Genomic DNA, 14,906 nt, shown 5'->3' with positions numbered 1-14,906 from the left:
AAGTCTAAGCTCTGGATTCAGTTCTCGAAACAAAACGAATCGGCATGCGATCGCGCGGAAATACTGTTAAATACTGATTAACATCTTCTAGAGAATCTCGGCCATTTACAAGTTCCCAGTTAAAATGACGCAGGAGTAAAGACAACATCACCGTTGCTTCTAAAAGTGCTAGAGGTGCGCCTACACAAAAATGAGATCCTCGGGAAAATCCAAACAGGAGGGGGAGTGGCTGTTGGTCAGTTTCCTTTTGCAGCCATCGTTCTGGACGAAATTCTTCCGGTTTTGGAAACATCTCAGGATCCTGTCCCGCAGCCCAGAAAAAAGGTTCGACGCCTACATTTTTTGGCATCTTGACCCCATCCAATTCTGTCTCTTGGGTCGTGACTAGGGGGATTCCGGTGGCCACTGGATGGAGTCGTAATGTTTCCTTGACCACAGCTTCTATATAGTCTAAATGTTTCAAAGTAGAAAGATTTAGCTCCCCTTCCTTCTCCCAGGCTTCATCCACAACCTGTTGTGCGGCCTGAAAGACTCCAGGATTAAGCCCCAACTCCCCGACTGCAAAGGACATGGTATGAGCAGTAGTGTCATGACCTGCAAAGATAAAGGCTCGGGTCTCTGCCATCAGGGAGTCTTGGTCATGCTGGGGGTTTTTAGCAAATTGAACCAACATCGAATCGCGAAATGACGAACTGACTGATGGGGATTCGGCCTCAGAAGCCCTGGCCACTTGCAACGCCATCGCGACCCGAGGCTTTAAATTCTGTTGTAAATAATCTTGAGCCTGTCGGTATTCTCGGCCTTCTGAAGTAGGGAGAAACTTAAACCATCGACTGCGACCTGCGGTCTGCAAAAGTACATGTTTTTCGAGGAGTGCAAGAGCTGCATACAGGCGCTTGGCATCTAAGGGGGGTTCCCCTGCAAAGTTTGAGGTTTTCTCAAAGGTAACACCTAGGAAAAAGTAGGCAATGATATTCATAGTCAAGTCCACAAATAAGGGATCAACTTGAACCTCTTTGCCTGTTTGAGCCGAGCTTTGAAGTTGTGTGATGACTTGCTGACACCCCTGACGGATGAGATCGAACTTTTGAGTGAATCGACTGGCTCGGAAAGCTGGTGCTGCGGTTTGGCGACGCCACTTCCAAGCTTCACCAACCTGGTTTCCGAGATGTACGCCAAACACATCTTTGTAGGCATGATAAAAGGATGGACTGCGAGTAAATATCCCCTGAGCTTGCCCCTCTGTCAAAATGCTTTCAATCAGTTGGGGCTTTGCCACCATCACCATAGGTCTGGTGAAGATCCGTAGCGAAATCATGGAGCCGTATTGCTGCATCCATCGAAAGATTGTCAGAGAATAGGTTCCTTGTTTTGCAGCGGCAAGAAGTTCCATGGCGTTACCTGTGAGCCATTTCCCCTTGGGTGATGGAAGGCCATATATCGAGCGCAAGGCTAGCTGGCGTTGTTGCCAACGCCACAGGAGAAGGCTAATCCCTATTGCGACAAGGAAAGCTAAAATTGTCCATGAATGCTCGAACATGCTCAACATTCTCCTGACATTAACAGTACTAGGTAAATTCTACTACCGAGTCAAACCCCCCATATTCAGACAACCACTGAGTTAGGGAATGCGATTGGCCTTGGCCTTTGGGCCACGCTACGCGAATGGCCACGCTACGCGAACGCATCTTGTATTCCCCATACATTTGGAAGACCGGATTGTTAATCACAAATTTCGATATTTGTCAAATAATTGCTCACTATTGCGAGTGCTAAGCAAAAAGCCAACTGTAGCACAAGCCTTAGAAATCCAGCATAACCCTCGTGCTCGTTCCGCTAAACTCAGATTCGCAGAGCGACGAGACTTGAGCACTCAAAACTAGCCCACTCAGCCCTTTAGTCTCGCGATGGGGCAGGTGCTAACAATCCAGCCAAGGAACCCAAAGAACCGGTGCCAATCCCCACCAGGATATCAGGAACATCCTTATCAGCTACAGCTAGTCCGATCGCACCTGCAACAGTTACGAGCATGGTACCGCCCAAGGCACTAACCACAATACGGTAAATCCAACGGTCCGTTTCTAGAGGTGGACCAAGTCTACGGATAGTTTCCACTGGGTCTCTCTTGATTTCTTCCGCAAGTTCTGGATCTTTAGATACCCGTTCTACTAGTTCATTCATGGATTTAACTGGTTTCATAATAGTGAGCTTTTTGTGAATCTAAAACTTAATACAGCTCCATTGCTCTAAATTCCTGATGTTTAGGGATTAGACTTAGCAGCAGTTGTCGGGAATCGGGAATCGGGAATCGGGAATTGGGAATCGGGGAAAACAATTAACGCGAACAGTATCATAAAAGCGATGCAGCGACCTAGGGTTGTCATCCGATTACACCATCTCTCCACTCCCTCCAGTTAAACTACTACTGATAGCAATGCTGGTAATGGTCTTTAAAAATTAAACAGACAAAGGGAAGCGCTATGTGACAAGCTAAATCATTCCCTACTCCCTACTCCCTACTCCCTACTCCCTGTTCCCTCTATGACTTACACCTCTGATTTACTGGAAAACCTCTACAATGCCTTTGACCCCTCCCAACCCTTACCCGCAGGGGACCCGGTTTATGTCGATTGTCGGGAAGTGCGGGGGGATGGAGAGATCCAAGTAGATTTAGGGAAAGAGATGTTGCTTTCTAAGCGAGAGACCTATCATTTATATGGAGGTCATCGGGGGGCAGGAAAATCTACAGAATTGTTCCGATTGAAGCAATATTTGGAACAAAATAACTTCTATGTGGTGTATTTTGCCGCAGATGAAGAAGATGTGGATTCCGAAGATACTCAATATACCGATATTCTGCTGGCCTGTACTCGCCATTTGCTCGAAGACCTCAAGGAAAGTGCTAATCCCAAGCCGTTGCTGAACTGGCTGGAAAGCCGCTGGCAAGAGTTAAAAGATTTGGCTCTAACTGAAATAGCATTTGATGGACTAAGTGCAGAAGCAAAAATTTCTCAGTATGGCAAGCTAACTGCTAATTTAAGAGCTGTACCAACATTGCGTCAACAGATTCGACAGAAAATTAATCCCCACACCGTTACTCTCCTAAAGGCGTTGAATCAGTTTATTACAGAAGCCAAACAGAACTTACCAGCTGGATGTACTAAATTAGCAGTGATTGCCGATAATCTAGACCGGATTGTCCCAGTTATCCAAGAGAGTAACCAAACTAATCATGAAGAAATTTTTTTAGACCGTAGTGAACAATTAACGGGATTAAAGTGCCATATTATCTACACAGTTCCGATTTCAATGCTGTACTCCAAGCGAGCTAATGATTTGCGAGACATCTATGGTGATGCCCAGGTGTTACCGATGATTATGGTACGAACTAAAGAGGGTAACATCTATCAGCCTGGATTCAATAAAGTTAAAGAAGTGATTAGCAAGCGAGTCGGCCAATTTGCTCCCAATCGCTCCCTAGAAACAGACATATTTGAAAGTCCAGAAGCCTTAGAGCGCTTGTGTCTGATGAGTGGAGGTCATGTGCGGAATTTGCTATTATTAATCCAAACCGCCATTGCTCGCACCGAAACCTTACCCATTTCCCTCAGAGCAGTGCAACGATCCATTACTGATGCACGAGATACCTATCGCCGAACGGTTCAGGATGGACAATGGTCGGTTTTAGCTGATGTTTACCGCTCCAAGCAGATACACAATAATGACCAGTATCGTCAGTTATTATTTAATCGCTGTTTGTTAGAGTATCAATACTTCGATGACGAAGGAGAAAGACAGTGTTGGTACGATGTTCATCCCCTGATTAAAGGGATTAAGCAATTTCAAGACGCCTATGCTCAACTAGACTCACAGCAGTAAGGTAGCCAAAAGGCAGGTGAGTGCATCTGTGTATCTGGCGTTGCTGAATCAAGGAATGAATGCGCGATCATCTGGTTTTGTTAAAGCCCCCTAAATCCCCCAATTTTGGGGGACTTTGAGAGTTTTATCACTCCCAAAATTTGGCACAATCATACCCAAAATCAACAAGGGCACCTATCTCCCTATCTCCCTATCTCCCCACACTCTTCCCACTACTCCCTGCTCCGAAGTCCCTGCTCCGAAGTCCCTACTCCCTACTCCCTACTCCCTACTCCCTACTCCCTTACAACCAATGCTAAACCTTATAGATGCGGACGATGATTTACCGCCAGCGAGTCCAGAAGAACAATACCAAGACTTACTCCGTGCCCTCCGAAGGCGCAGAGGGTTTGGATTATTATTTGTCCGTTGTTATCCGGCAGAAGGAGAAAAGTTAGTTAAGCAGGTTACGCAGGATTTGCCTCAGAAAAATATAGAGGTGTTACGCTTGGAGGAGCCCATTGATAATTTATACGACATTGTTCAGGATATCCCCGATCGAGATCACATCAATGTTTTATTTATCCAAGGTCTAGAATACTCGTTTTATAAGTATGAAGAGGCGAAACGTCAGCAGGGATGGGACAACAAAGCAATTTATTCCTATAGTTGGAAAGGGGTTCCTCATATTTTAAATCATCTCAACCAACAGCGAGAACGATTTCGAGACAATTTTAAAATTTGTTTTGTGTTTCTCTTACGGTCATTTTCCCTGAATTATTTTATCCACCGCGCTCCGGACTTTTTTGACTGGCGTTCTGGCCTGTTTGACTTTCCTAGCCAATCAGAGGATTTACAGCAAGAATACTCTCGGATTATAAAGGAAAGTGACTATGGTAAATATCAGTCTTTTACTCCTGAAGAAAGAATTCAAAAAATTATCGCTATTGAAGAACTCCTGGAACCAGAGCATCAAACTCCTGAGAAGCGAGCAGATTTACTATTTGAACTAGGAATTATACTGGTTTTTGCCAAAGAGTATGAAGACGCGATCGCTAACTTAGACCAAGCTTTGAAATTTAAACCTGATCACCACAAAGCTTGGCAAATCCGGGGGTTTGAACTATCGCAATTAGGACAAAAAGAAGCAGCGATTGAATCCTATGATCAAGCTTTAAAATTTAAACCCGATGACCACCTAACTTGGTTGATCCGGGGGATTGTCCTATCGGATTTAGGACAAAAAGAAGTAGCGATTGAATCCTATGATCAAGCTTTGAAATTAAAAGCGGATGACCACCTAGCTTGGACTAGCCGGGGGATTGCGCTATCAGATTTAGGAGGTTTAAAAGCAGCCATCGATTCCTATGACCAAGCTTTGAAATATAAACCGGATGACCACGAAGCTTTGTACCACCGGGGGATTGCTCTATGGCAATTAGGACGTTTAAAAGCAGCCATCGATTCCTATGACCAAGCTTTGAAATTTAAACCAGATTACCACCAAGCTTGGCTCAACCGGGGGATTGCCCTACGAAAATTAGGACAAAACGAAGCAGCGATTGAATCCTTTGACCAAGCTTTGAAATTTAAACCAGATTACCACCAAGCTTGGCACAACCTGGGGCTTTCCCTATGGGAATTAGGACAAAATGAAGCAGCAATTGATTCCTTTGACCAAGCTTTGAAATTTAAACCCGATGACCACGGAGCTTGGAACAACCGGGGGCTTGCCCTATCGGAATTAGGACTAAAAGAAGCAGCAATTGATTCCTTTGACCAAGCTTTGAAATTTAAACCCGATGACCACGGAGCTTGGAACAACCGGGGGCTTGCCCTATCGGAATTAGGACAAAACGAAGCAGCGATTGATTCGTTTAACCAAGCTTTGAAATTTAAACCCGATGACCACAAACTTTTTAGAAATCGGGGTACTGCCCTATTGAAATCAAGACAAAATGAAGCAGCGATTGATTCGTTTAACCAAGCTTTAAAAATTAAACCCGATGACCACCTAACTTGGTTCATCCGGGGGGTTTGCCTATCAAATTTCGGAGAAAAAGAAGCAGCGATTGAATCCTATGACCAAGCTTTGAAATTTAAACCCGATTTCCATGAAGTTTGGATCAAGCGGGGGCTTGCCTTATGGAAATTAGGAGAAAACGAAGCAGCAATTGATTCCTTTGACCAAGCTTTGAAATTTAAAATTGATATCCACGAAGTTTGGATTATCCGGGGGATTGTCTTAGGGCAATTAGGACAAAACAAAGAAGCCATCGATTCCTTTGACCAAGCTTTGAAATTTAAACCCAATTTCCACGAAGTTTGGTATTTACGGGGGATTGCCCTATCGTATTTAGAACAAAAAGAAGCAGCGATTGAATCCTTTGACCAAGCTTTGAAATATAAACCAGATTTCCACGAAGTTTGGGTCATCCGGGGGAATGAGCTACAACAATTAGGACGAAACGAAGAAGCCATCGATTCGTTTGACCAAGCTTTGAAATATAAACCCGATGACCACGAAGTTTGGACAAACCGGGGGCTTGTCCTATCGGAATTAGGACAAAAAGAAGCAGCGATTGAATCCTTTGACCAAGGTTTGAAATTTAAACCCGATGACTATCAATTGTTGTATTTCCGTGGGAATGCCCTATGGAAATTAGGACGAAACGAAGAAGCCATCGATTCGTTTGACCAAGCTTTGAAATATAAACCCGATTACCACATAGCTTGGTACATCCGGGGGTTTGCCCTATGGGAATTAGGACGAAATGAAGAAGCCATCGATTCGTTTGACCAAGGTTTGAAATTTAAACCCGATGACTACATAGCTTGGTACATCCGGGGGGTAGTTTGGGACATGCGGGGGGTAGTTTGGTACATCCGGGGGTTTGCACTATGGCAATTAGGACGAAATGAAGAAGCCATCGATTCGTTTGACCAAGCTTTGAAATTTAAACCCGATCTCCAGCAAGCTTTGAGTAACCGGGGGTTGGCTCCATGGCAATTAGGACGAAACGAAGCAGCAATTGATTCGTCTGACCAAGCTTTGAAATTTAAACCCGATTACGATCCCGATTACCATAATACTTGGATAATTCGGGGGTTTGCCCTATGGCAATTAGGACGAACCGAAGCAGCAATTAATTCCTTTGACCAAGCTTTGAAATTTAAACCGGATCACCACGACGTTTGGCACATCCGGGGCATTGCCCTATCGAAATTAGGACGAAACGAAGCAGCGATTGAGTCCTATGATAAAGCTGTGAGAATTAAACCCGATGACCACCAAGCTTGGTACCACAAAGCCTGCTGTTATGCCCTACAAGGAAATGTAGACTTAGCCCTATATAACTTGCAACAGGCAATTACTCTCAATCCTGAAGACTATCGAGACATGGCAAAAACTGACTCAGATTTTGACACCATTCGCTCAGATCAGCGGTTTCAGGCGTTGATTAATATCAAGTCTGGGATTTTAGGGAGTGGGTAATCGGGAATCGGGAGTCGGGAATCGGGAGTCGGGAATCGGGAATCGGGAATCGGGAACAGGGAACAGGGAACAGGGAATCGGGAATCGGGAATAAAAACGTGTCTTAACCTTTACTTCGACTGCTATCAATTGAGGAAAAGACTATTGCTCCTGTGAAACACCACAATTACATCGCCATTATCAAATCCCTATTACCAATTAACAACTATAACAATGGGTGTAGAGGAAGAATTGCTAATACCAATTTCAAAGCATATTGTTGATCATCTCACTCTCTATCTCCCTATCTCCCTATCTCCCTATCTCCCCATCTCCCCATCTCCCCACACCCGACGCTATCGCTTATTCCAATTGCCGTTCCGAGGGTGTTATGGTGTCCATCAACCCTTCAAAGGTACCAGAATTGACGATAAAATACAACAATCCAGCAAACACTAGAAGAGCTAGAAGCATGGAACAACCGCGCATATCCTTCTCCTCCTTTAATTGATGAGCACTATCAGCATTCCACAAGGTTGTCACCTTAGCGGACAGGCAATTACCGTCAAAGCAACAACCCTGCGGGGTTAAAAGCAGCGGGGTTAAATAGGTTTATACCTAATATTTTCCGCTACTGAATTAATTATAATTAATTATGGTCATCAAATACCATTTTTGTATCAATTTTTCATTAACTGTGTAACGAAGTGTGAAAACCTATGATAAGCATTCAGCTATCAGCGTGTCGCGTATCAGCTATCAGCTATCAGCGTCGAAGTCTTTGCCAAGCTGTTCGCGTAGCGTGCGCGTAGCACATATGCTTACATCTCACTTCCCTGGCCTTTTGGCCTTTTGGCCACGCTACGCGAACGGCCACGCTACGCGAATGCCCAAGGGAGTAATTGATAGTCTTTGGCTTTGAGTCCGTTGAACTCGTCAGCCCGATAGCTTGTTTTAAGCTGACTGCTGACAGCTGACGGCTGACGGCTTACCTAAATACTTTGCCAAGAGGTATATTAGATAACAGATTTACGGTATTAGTGACAGGATTTTTCACAAATCGATTATGATTGCTATATTAGCGGTTTCACAAAATACTTAATTTTAATAATTTATTAATTAAATCTTTACATTATGGTAATTGGTGAAACCAGATAGGGCTAGAAAAGATAGTGTAACTAGTTAATCACTAACTAGTTAACCAGTAATTAGTTAACACTAAATAGTTAGTTTTATAATCTACGACATATATGATAAAAAATCAGCAATATGTCGTAAAAATTAGCAATTGTGAAAAGATAGGCTGGTTTTTCATTAGAATTTGAGGTAATTTAATTCGGCAATAAATCTAAGTGATAAACCAAAGCCGTTGATGGGATCAGGGTGCTGAGCATTTCATAGTTGTATTACTGTATTTCAGAGTGTATTTCGAGTAGTAAATGGAATTCCTTGAACTAATGAAGGGTGTTGCTCTAGAGTTAACTGACAATTCACTTAGCACTGACCTGAAGGATGCCAACTTAAGGGGTGCTGACCTCAGGGGTGCTGACTTAAGGGGTGCTGACCTCAGGGGTGCTGACCTAAGTGATGCCAATCTCAAGGGTGCCCTGCTAAACGGAGCTGATTTGAGTCGTGCCTACCTCAGATGTGCGGATCTCAGTAATGCCAACCTGAGTGATGCTAACTTGATGGGTACCTACCTCAGTCGTGCTGACCTCAGTCATGCTAACCTAGGTGGTGCCAATCTGAGTAATGCCAACCTGATTGGTAGTCGAGTACACAGTACTCAGTTTGGAGATAACTTAGGAATGTCTGAGGATCTCAAGCATGACCTAAACCGACGAGGGGCAATCTTTTTTGAGGAGTCTGCCAGTCTACGTTCTGGAATTCTTGTCTGTTCCTGACCAAGCTATGGGCAGCGCTATGCCAAATACTAATTACGACTTACCCCTCTCAGGGATTGTCCTTGCAGGAGGGCTAAGTTCTCGTATGGGTAGGGATAAAGCTTTAATTCAGGTTGAGGGTGTCCCCTTACTGCGCAGAGTCTGTGATGTTGCCCTCAGCTGTATTGGTCAAGTCTCGGGTCAAGTCTCTGGTCAAGTCTATATAGTCACTCCCTGGCCAGAACGATACGTGGATATCTTACCTGAGACTTGTCGTGTCATTCAGGAAGTTCCGTTACCAGCAGAGACCACACCTCATGGTCCTTTGGTAGGATTTGCTCAAGGATTAGCACATGTTGAAACAGATTGGGTACTGTTACTGGCTTGTGATTTACCCCAATTAAAAGCAGAGGTTGTGCAAGGTTGGCTCAAGCAGTTGCAGCAGACTCAGGACAATGGGATTGACCAAAGGTCACGCTACACTATAGCACTCTTGCCACGAAACCCCAAGGGCTGGGAACCCCTGTGCGGTTTTTACCGACGCGAGTGTCTACCGAGCCTCACTGAGTTTATCAATCAAGGGGGAAGGTCATTTCAGGGTTGGTTGGCCCAGCATCCAGTACAGGAGTTGCTAGTCAGTGACACCCAGCTATTTTTTAACTGCAATACCCCTGCTGACCTAGAACAGTTGGGAATACAGGATTAAGCGGTGCAGATAACGCCCGAAGTTCCTAGAAATTCCTAGTTGTTTTATATAACTATTTTTTTATAAGCTGGTGACAGGATTCGAACCCGCGGCCAGCTGATTACAAATCAGCTGCTCTACCAACTGAGCTACACCAGCAACTTTTCCTAGTATAACACCTAGCACAATAACAAGTATAACACTAATTATAATACTAGGCAATAGGTTAAGTATAACACGACTAATGACTAAGGATCTAGTCAAAGCTTCCCATCACCCCACACTCCACAACCCAAACTCACACTGATAGGGTGATCTGTAGCAAAATTTTCTGAATGTCCTAGTCACATCCTGCCGACGCTGACCCCGACCGTTACAGCACGGGACTTATAGCTCCCCAGACCCGACCCTAGTTAACTTTTGCTCTTGGTTAGGGAAAAACCTACCTGTCTATTGGGTCGGCAGAAAGCTTTCCATTACAATTTATGGAATAACATATAGTTTCTTTTTATTTGTGTTAATTTATGTTTATTTGGGTAAAAACCTAGAGTAAAAATTATTGTTAATCATATGGCTAAAGTAACCGTAACTCTCTATATGGAAGAAAAAGACAAAGAAGCGCTTCAACGATTGGCAGATGCCGAGGAGCGCTCCTTGTCCCAAATGGCAGTACTAATTCTCAAACGAGCGATTAAAAAAGCTCAGCAGGCAGGAGACATACCACCCAAAGACTAATAACTGATGGGTTGACAAGCTACCTTGTTAGCCTTACTGGGTGTAGGGTGTAGGGTGTAGGGTGTAGGGTTTAGGGTTTAGGGTTTAGGGTGTAGGGAAAACTTTTTTTGGAACTAAGGCAATCATTGTCTTAATGCACTTGCTCATGGGGATTTCCCTCAAGACCGTAATGGTGCGTTTTCCGTAGGCGAATTAAATTCGCCACGGGTCGCACCTCTGCATCGCTTCTGGATTTATGTGTACAGCTACCCCACACCCCACACCCCACACCCCACACCCCACACCCCACACCCCACACTTTCACCCCCTCAGTTCCTGTGCTCTATCCTTGAGGCTACTCAACTTCGTAATCTACTGCGATGATGTCCCCTTGGATCGGTTTGATATAGTTCTGGACTACTTCCTGGTGGGCTGGGTGATCGGCATAGGTACTCAGAGCGTCGCGATTGACCAGTTGCACTCTCAAAGCATGCTGAAATCCCTTAGACCTGAGGGGGGAAAAGTTCTCTCCACAGGAAAGTTCTACAATCTCAGGAATTTGGTCTTTCATAGCCAGCAGTCCATTCATAGCTAATGCGATCGCATCCGCTGAAGCGTCTTCTTTCCACTTGAACAAAATAATATGCTCGATCATCTTTAAATTTCTATTTAGGTTGAAAAAAAAATTGATTTAAAAAGGCAACAGGGAACAGGGAACAGTATATAGCGTTGCACCACACCGCCATCGCCATTAAAATCAAACTTGTGCCAGGTAGACCTGGAAGAGTTGCTCCCAATACTCCCACAAGCATTAGCCCAATTAGCACCCAGTAGAGAATTGCAAGATTCATGGCATTAGTAAATGTTCAGATTAAACACCGATTTCAGAACCTAATCATTTCACAATTAGCTCACACCCTCAATATCAATGGTTTTCTGATCTGCCTCAATCAGTACCTGCTGCATAATCGGTGAAAGGTTTTCATTGAGCCGTCCAGAACGAATAAATTCGGCGTAGGTATCAGCTTCAATATCTAACATGGTTTCTTGAAGTTGCTCAAGCTCAAGAGTTTCGAGTTCAGGGTGGTTACTCCGTAACTCCTCAATTTCATCGTTAATCGTTGTCAGTTGGGTATCGATAAGTTTGGTTTGATAGCGCCACAGGTCCGAATCGATTTCTGTGGTCTTTAAGCCCTCCTCAAGATAATTTCTGACCCGATTCAGGGCGATGCGACGGGCAAGAACTTCAGAATATTGCTGACGTAGGGGTTGGTCACCAATTAAATTTAACTTTTCTAGAAACCATCGAGTGGTTAACCCCTGGACTAGGAGCGTAAACAATACCACCCCAAACACAGTTTCGATAATATCTTGCCGTCCTTCCAACACAACTGGCACACTTAAGGCCAGAGCAATGGAAACGGAACCTCGCAAGCCACCCCACCATAGGACGGTTTGTTCCCGCCAACCAATTTCAGAGTTGGCCAAGATATTGCTGAATGCGCCCAAACCATAAACTGCGATCGCTCTGGTCAGTAGTACAGCCAAGATAGTAACCGCAATTAAGTGGATATTTTGGCCTAAACTAGCTATCCTAATTTGGTCACCAATCAGTAGAAACACAATCGAGTTCACAAAAAAGGCTAAAAAGTCCCAAAACTCAGACACAATCAACCGGGTACGGGGGTTCATACCAATCCGGGAGCCAAAATTGCCCAAGATCACCCCAACGGTGACTACCCCAATCACACCGGATCCCCCTAGTTCCTCCACAATTAAATAAGTGCCATAAGCAGAAACCAAGGTCAGGGATTGCTCCACCAGGGGTAAATCAAAGCGTTGGGTGGCGTAGGAAATTCCAAAACCAATGATGCAACCGATGCCAATCCCAATCCCCACAAACCCTAAGAAACGGGCAACACTAGTGGCAATGGAAAATTCTTCTAGTCCTAGGGGTAGTCCGACTAATAAACTAAAAGCAACCACTGCTACCCCATCATTAAATAGGCTTTCCCCCTCCATCAGAGTTTTCAGCCGTTTATCCGCACCCAATTCCCGAAATAGGGCAATAACCGAAACTGGGTCAGTGGCAGAAAGACTGGCTCCAACCAATAAAGCAATGGTCAGGGGTAGTCCTGTCAGCTGATTGATAGCAAAGGCAATGCCAACTACAGAAATAATCACCCCAGCGATCGCAAATAGACTCACCGGTACCAAATCCCGTCGTAAGTCCCGCCAGCGGATATTCCAAGCGGCTTCAAAGAGTAGGGGGGGTAGGAAAATTTCCAGAATCAGTTCTGGTGATAAGTTAACCAGTCGGACATCCACAAAAGCCAACCCTAACCCAACAATTACCAGTAATAGGGTGTAAGGAATTTTACGGAACCAGGAAAAAATTCGAGATAAGGTTGCCACACTCAAAGACACCGACAGCACTAGGAGAAACTGTTCGAGGTTTTGCTTAATGGCGACTTCGCCGACAGTGGACTCTAGGGACATACAGAAACTCCAAGTTAAACTCAAAGGGGAAAGCCTCCTGCCCGTGGGTAAAATCACAGGAGTTTTCGGTTTTCCCCTTACCAAGCAAAATTAGTGATGAGTCAGGGAAATCAAGACAAACTCAAATTGATGGTAGTAGACGATGAGTCTGACAACTTAGATCTACTTTACAGAACCTTCCGCCGAAAATTTCAAGTTTTCAGAGCTAATGATGCCATAACCGCCTTAGATATTTTGGACACCGAAGGAGAGATGGCGATTATTATCTCAGATCAGCGCCTAGGGGGAATGAATGGCACAGAATTCTTAAGCAGGACAGTAGAGCGTTTTCCAGATACAATTCGCATCCTGTTGACTGCCTACACAGATATAGAAGATTTGGTGGAAGCGATTAACTCAGGTAAGGTCTATAAGTACATCACAAAGCCTTGGCAGGGTGAGGCACTAAAAGCAGTGGTGCGACAAGCTGCGGAAACTTACCAAGTGCTAAAAAAAAGAACTAAAGAACTTTCTCGTGCCTTACGACGGGAAGAATTGTTCAATATGGTGACAACGGCAATTCGAGAATCTCTAGATTATAGTAATCTACTGCAAAAGGTAGTGACCACCATGGGTCAAGCCTTTGATGCTACCGCTTGTATCCTGCGACCGGTAGAGTTCAACCAACTCACACCAGAATGTTTCACCTACAAGGTTTCTGGTGATGGCAATACACCTCATATCCCTAATTCTGATTTGATGATACAACAGGTATTAGAGAAACCCGAGACTAAGTTGTGGCAAGAAACAAGGGATGGTCAGAATTCGGTGCATTTGATCGTTCCCCTACCGGACCAACAACAGATCTTAGGGGTGTTGTGTCTCTACCAGCAAAAGAGTGAGGGGTCTTGGAATACAGAAGATATCCAGCTGATAGAAGCTGTTGCTAAACAAGCAGCGTTAGCGATTTCTCAGGCAAAACTACTGCAACGCACCCAGTTACAGGCTCAGCAGATGCGGGATGAACTAGATGTAGCTCGCCAGATTCAGAATAATTTGCTACGTCAGAGTTGGCCAGAGATGGAACAGGTGCGAGTGCAAGCTCACTGCACCCCAGCGCGACAGGTTGGTGGGGATTTTTTTGAAGTCTATGTTCATCCCCAAGGAGATATATGGCTAGCAGTTGGAGATGTGTCCGGTAAAGGCGTACCTGCTGCCTTATTTATGACCAGTGCCATGTCGATGTTACGACGGGAACTTGCTCAAGAAACATCACCAGACCCAAAAACAGTGATCCAAAATCTTAACCACACCATGTCAGATGACCTTTATAATACCAACCGTTTTATTACCCTGGTCTTGGCTCGTTATACCCCTGACAAGCAACAGTTGGTTTATGCTAATGCTGGTCATACCTATCCTATGGTTTGGTCTGATCACCAAGTAGTCCAACAACACTCAGAGTCAAAAACTCCAGAGCCGACTTACCTTCAGGCTAGGGGTATTCCCTTAGGAATTTTGCCAATTTGGCAGGCGGAATCAGGACATTTAAGATTAAATTCAGGTAGCATCCTGCTACTAACAAGTGATGGAATTACGGAAGCAACCCTGAATCCAGTGAATCCAGTGACAGGTTCTTCATCCGATGGGTCAACCAGCACCAGTTCTAGGCTTGAGTCATCCGGTCTTTGGGAGCTTCTGCTTCAGGAGCCTGCTCCCTTTGACCTGAGTCATTTATTAGCTCGGATTCGAGAGCGTACCAACCCGATTCAGGAAGACGACCAAACCCTAGTATCTCTGGAGGTATTGTAGT

General features: G+C 44.7%; 15 protein-coding genes, 1 tRNA gene and 1 pseudogene. 7 read left to right on the top strand and 10 right to left on the bottom strand.

The annotated features are described in order from the left end of the window. Nucleotides 1-4: 4 nt before the first annotated feature. Nucleotides 5-1,540, bottom strand: a complete 1,536-nt coding sequence (locus F6J90_RS34810) for a cytochrome P450 (RefSeq protein WP_293104584.1) — start codon at nucleotides 1,538-1,540, stop codon at nucleotides 5-7. A 166-nt stretch (nucleotides 1,541-1,706) separates the two neighbouring features. Here F6J90_RS34810 and mraW point away from each other — a divergent pair. Then, nucleotides 1,707-1,883, top strand: a pseudogene (mraW, locus tag F6J90_RS34805) (16S rRNA (cytosine(1402)-N(4))-methyltransferase); the annotation flags it as partial. Between the two features lie 13 nt (nucleotides 1,884-1,896). Here mraW and F6J90_RS34800 read toward each other — a convergent pair. Both F6J90_RS34800 and F6J90_RS34795 read right to left on the bottom strand, forming a co-directional pair. Next, nucleotides 1,897-2,199, bottom strand: coding sequence for a hypothetical protein (locus tag F6J90_RS34800; protein ID WP_293104581.1), 303 nt, complete (start codon nucleotides 2,197-2,199; stop codon nucleotides 1,897-1,899). A gap of 62 nt (nucleotides 2,200-2,261) precedes the next feature. Further along, nucleotides 2,262-2,405 carry a hypothetical protein gene (locus F6J90_RS34795; protein ID WP_293104578.1) on the bottom strand — a complete coding sequence of 48 codons (144 nt, stop codon included), beginning with the start codon at nucleotides 2,403-2,405 and terminating at the stop codon, nucleotides 2,262-2,264. 136 nt (nucleotides 2,406-2,541) lie between these two features. Between F6J90_RS34795 and F6J90_RS34790 the strand changes: the two genes are divergently transcribed. Next, nucleotides 2,542-3,879: an AAA family ATPase gene (locus tag F6J90_RS34790; RefSeq protein WP_293104575.1), complete on the top strand. Its 1,338-nt coding sequence runs from the start codon at nucleotides 2,542-2,544 to the stop codon at nucleotides 3,877-3,879. Nucleotides 3,880-3,994: 115 nt separating this feature from the next. Then, on the top strand, nucleotides 3,995-7,354 hold the full coding sequence (locus tag F6J90_RS34785; RefSeq protein WP_293104572.1) for a tetratricopeptide repeat protein: 3,360 nt from the start codon (nucleotides 3,995-3,997) through the stop codon (nucleotides 7,352-7,354). Here the strand turns inward: F6J90_RS34785 and F6J90_RS34780 are convergent. Continuing rightward, on the bottom strand, nucleotides 7,340-7,483 hold the full coding sequence (locus F6J90_RS34780) for a hypothetical protein (protein ID WP_293104569.1): 144 nt from the start codon (nucleotides 7,481-7,483) through the stop codon (nucleotides 7,340-7,342). The genes F6J90_RS34785 and F6J90_RS34780 overlap by 15 nt on opposite strands. Nucleotides 7,484-7,696: 213 nt before the next feature. After that, nucleotides 7,697-7,867 carry a hypothetical protein gene (locus F6J90_RS34775; RefSeq protein WP_293104566.1) on the bottom strand — a complete coding sequence of 57 codons (171 nt, stop codon included), beginning with the start codon at nucleotides 7,865-7,867 and terminating at the stop codon, nucleotides 7,697-7,699. Between the two features lie 905 nt (nucleotides 7,868-8,772). Here F6J90_RS34775 and F6J90_RS34770 point away from each other — a divergent pair. After that, nucleotides 8,773-9,237 carry a pentapeptide repeat-containing protein gene (locus F6J90_RS34770; RefSeq protein WP_293104563.1) on the top strand — a complete coding sequence of 155 codons (465 nt, stop codon included), beginning with the start codon at nucleotides 8,773-8,775 and terminating at the stop codon, nucleotides 9,235-9,237. After that, a complete protein-coding gene (locus F6J90_RS34765) occupies nucleotides 9,191-9,922 on the top strand; it encodes a molybdenum cofactor guanylyltransferase (protein ID WP_366513963.1) in 732 nt (243 codons plus the stop codon). The genes F6J90_RS34770 and F6J90_RS34765 overlap by 47 nt, the downstream gene beginning before the upstream one ends. Nucleotides 9,923-9,987: 65 nt before the next feature. On the opposite strand, the gene F6J90_RS34760 is transcribed toward F6J90_RS34765, so the two are convergent. Further along, nucleotides 9,988-10,060 (bottom strand) — tRNA-Thr (locus F6J90_RS34760). 411 nt (nucleotides 10,061-10,471) lie between these two features. Between F6J90_RS34760 and F6J90_RS34755 the strand changes: the two genes are divergently transcribed. After that, complete coding sequence (locus tag F6J90_RS34755) at nucleotides 10,472-10,636, top strand: ribbon-helix-helix protein, CopG family (protein WP_083373549.1); 165 nt, start codon at nucleotides 10,472-10,474, stop codon at nucleotides 10,634-10,636. Between the two features lie 130 nt (nucleotides 10,637-10,766). On the opposite strand, the gene F6J90_RS34750 is transcribed toward F6J90_RS34755, so the two are convergent. Genes F6J90_RS34750 through F6J90_RS34735 form a run of 4 tightly spaced genes read right to left on the bottom strand, consistent with a single transcriptional unit; the run spans nucleotide 10,767 to nucleotide 13,114 of the window. Then, nucleotides 10,767-10,940, bottom strand: coding sequence for a hypothetical protein (locus F6J90_RS34750; protein ID WP_293104560.1), 174 nt, complete (start codon nucleotides 10,938-10,940; stop codon nucleotides 10,767-10,769). Nucleotides 10,941-10,970: 30 nt separating this feature from the next. Beyond that, nucleotides 10,971-11,270 carry a Dabb family protein gene (locus F6J90_RS34745; RefSeq protein ID WP_293104557.1) on the bottom strand — a complete coding sequence of 100 codons (300 nt, stop codon included), beginning with the start codon at nucleotides 11,268-11,270 and terminating at the stop codon, nucleotides 10,971-10,973. 10 nt (nucleotides 11,271-11,280) lie between these two features. Beyond that, nucleotides 11,281-11,466, bottom strand: coding sequence for a hypothetical protein (locus tag F6J90_RS34740; RefSeq protein ID WP_293104554.1), 186 nt, complete (start codon nucleotides 11,464-11,466; stop codon nucleotides 11,281-11,283). A gap of 55 nt (nucleotides 11,467-11,521) precedes the next feature. Next, entirely contained in the window at nucleotides 11,522-13,114 is a 1,593-nt protein-coding gene (locus F6J90_RS34735) for a Na+/H+ antiporter (protein ID WP_293104551.1), read from the bottom strand. 96 nt (nucleotides 13,115-13,210) lie between these two features. On the opposite strand from F6J90_RS34735, the gene F6J90_RS34730 reads away from it, so the two are divergent. Then, nucleotides 13,211-14,905: a SpoIIE family protein phosphatase gene (locus F6J90_RS34730; protein WP_293105295.1), complete on the top strand. Its 1,695-nt coding sequence runs from the start codon at nucleotides 13,211-13,213 to the stop codon at nucleotides 14,903-14,905. The last annotated feature ends 1 nt before the right edge of the window (nucleotide 14,906 follow it).

It is taken from the genome of Moorena sp. SIOASIH, assembly GCF_010671925.1.
Lineage (GTDB): Bacteria > Cyanobacteriota > Cyanobacteriia > Cyanobacteriales > Coleofasciculaceae > Moorena.
Note: the sequence above shows the minus strand (reverse complement) of the source record. Positions and strands in the feature narration are given on the sequence as shown.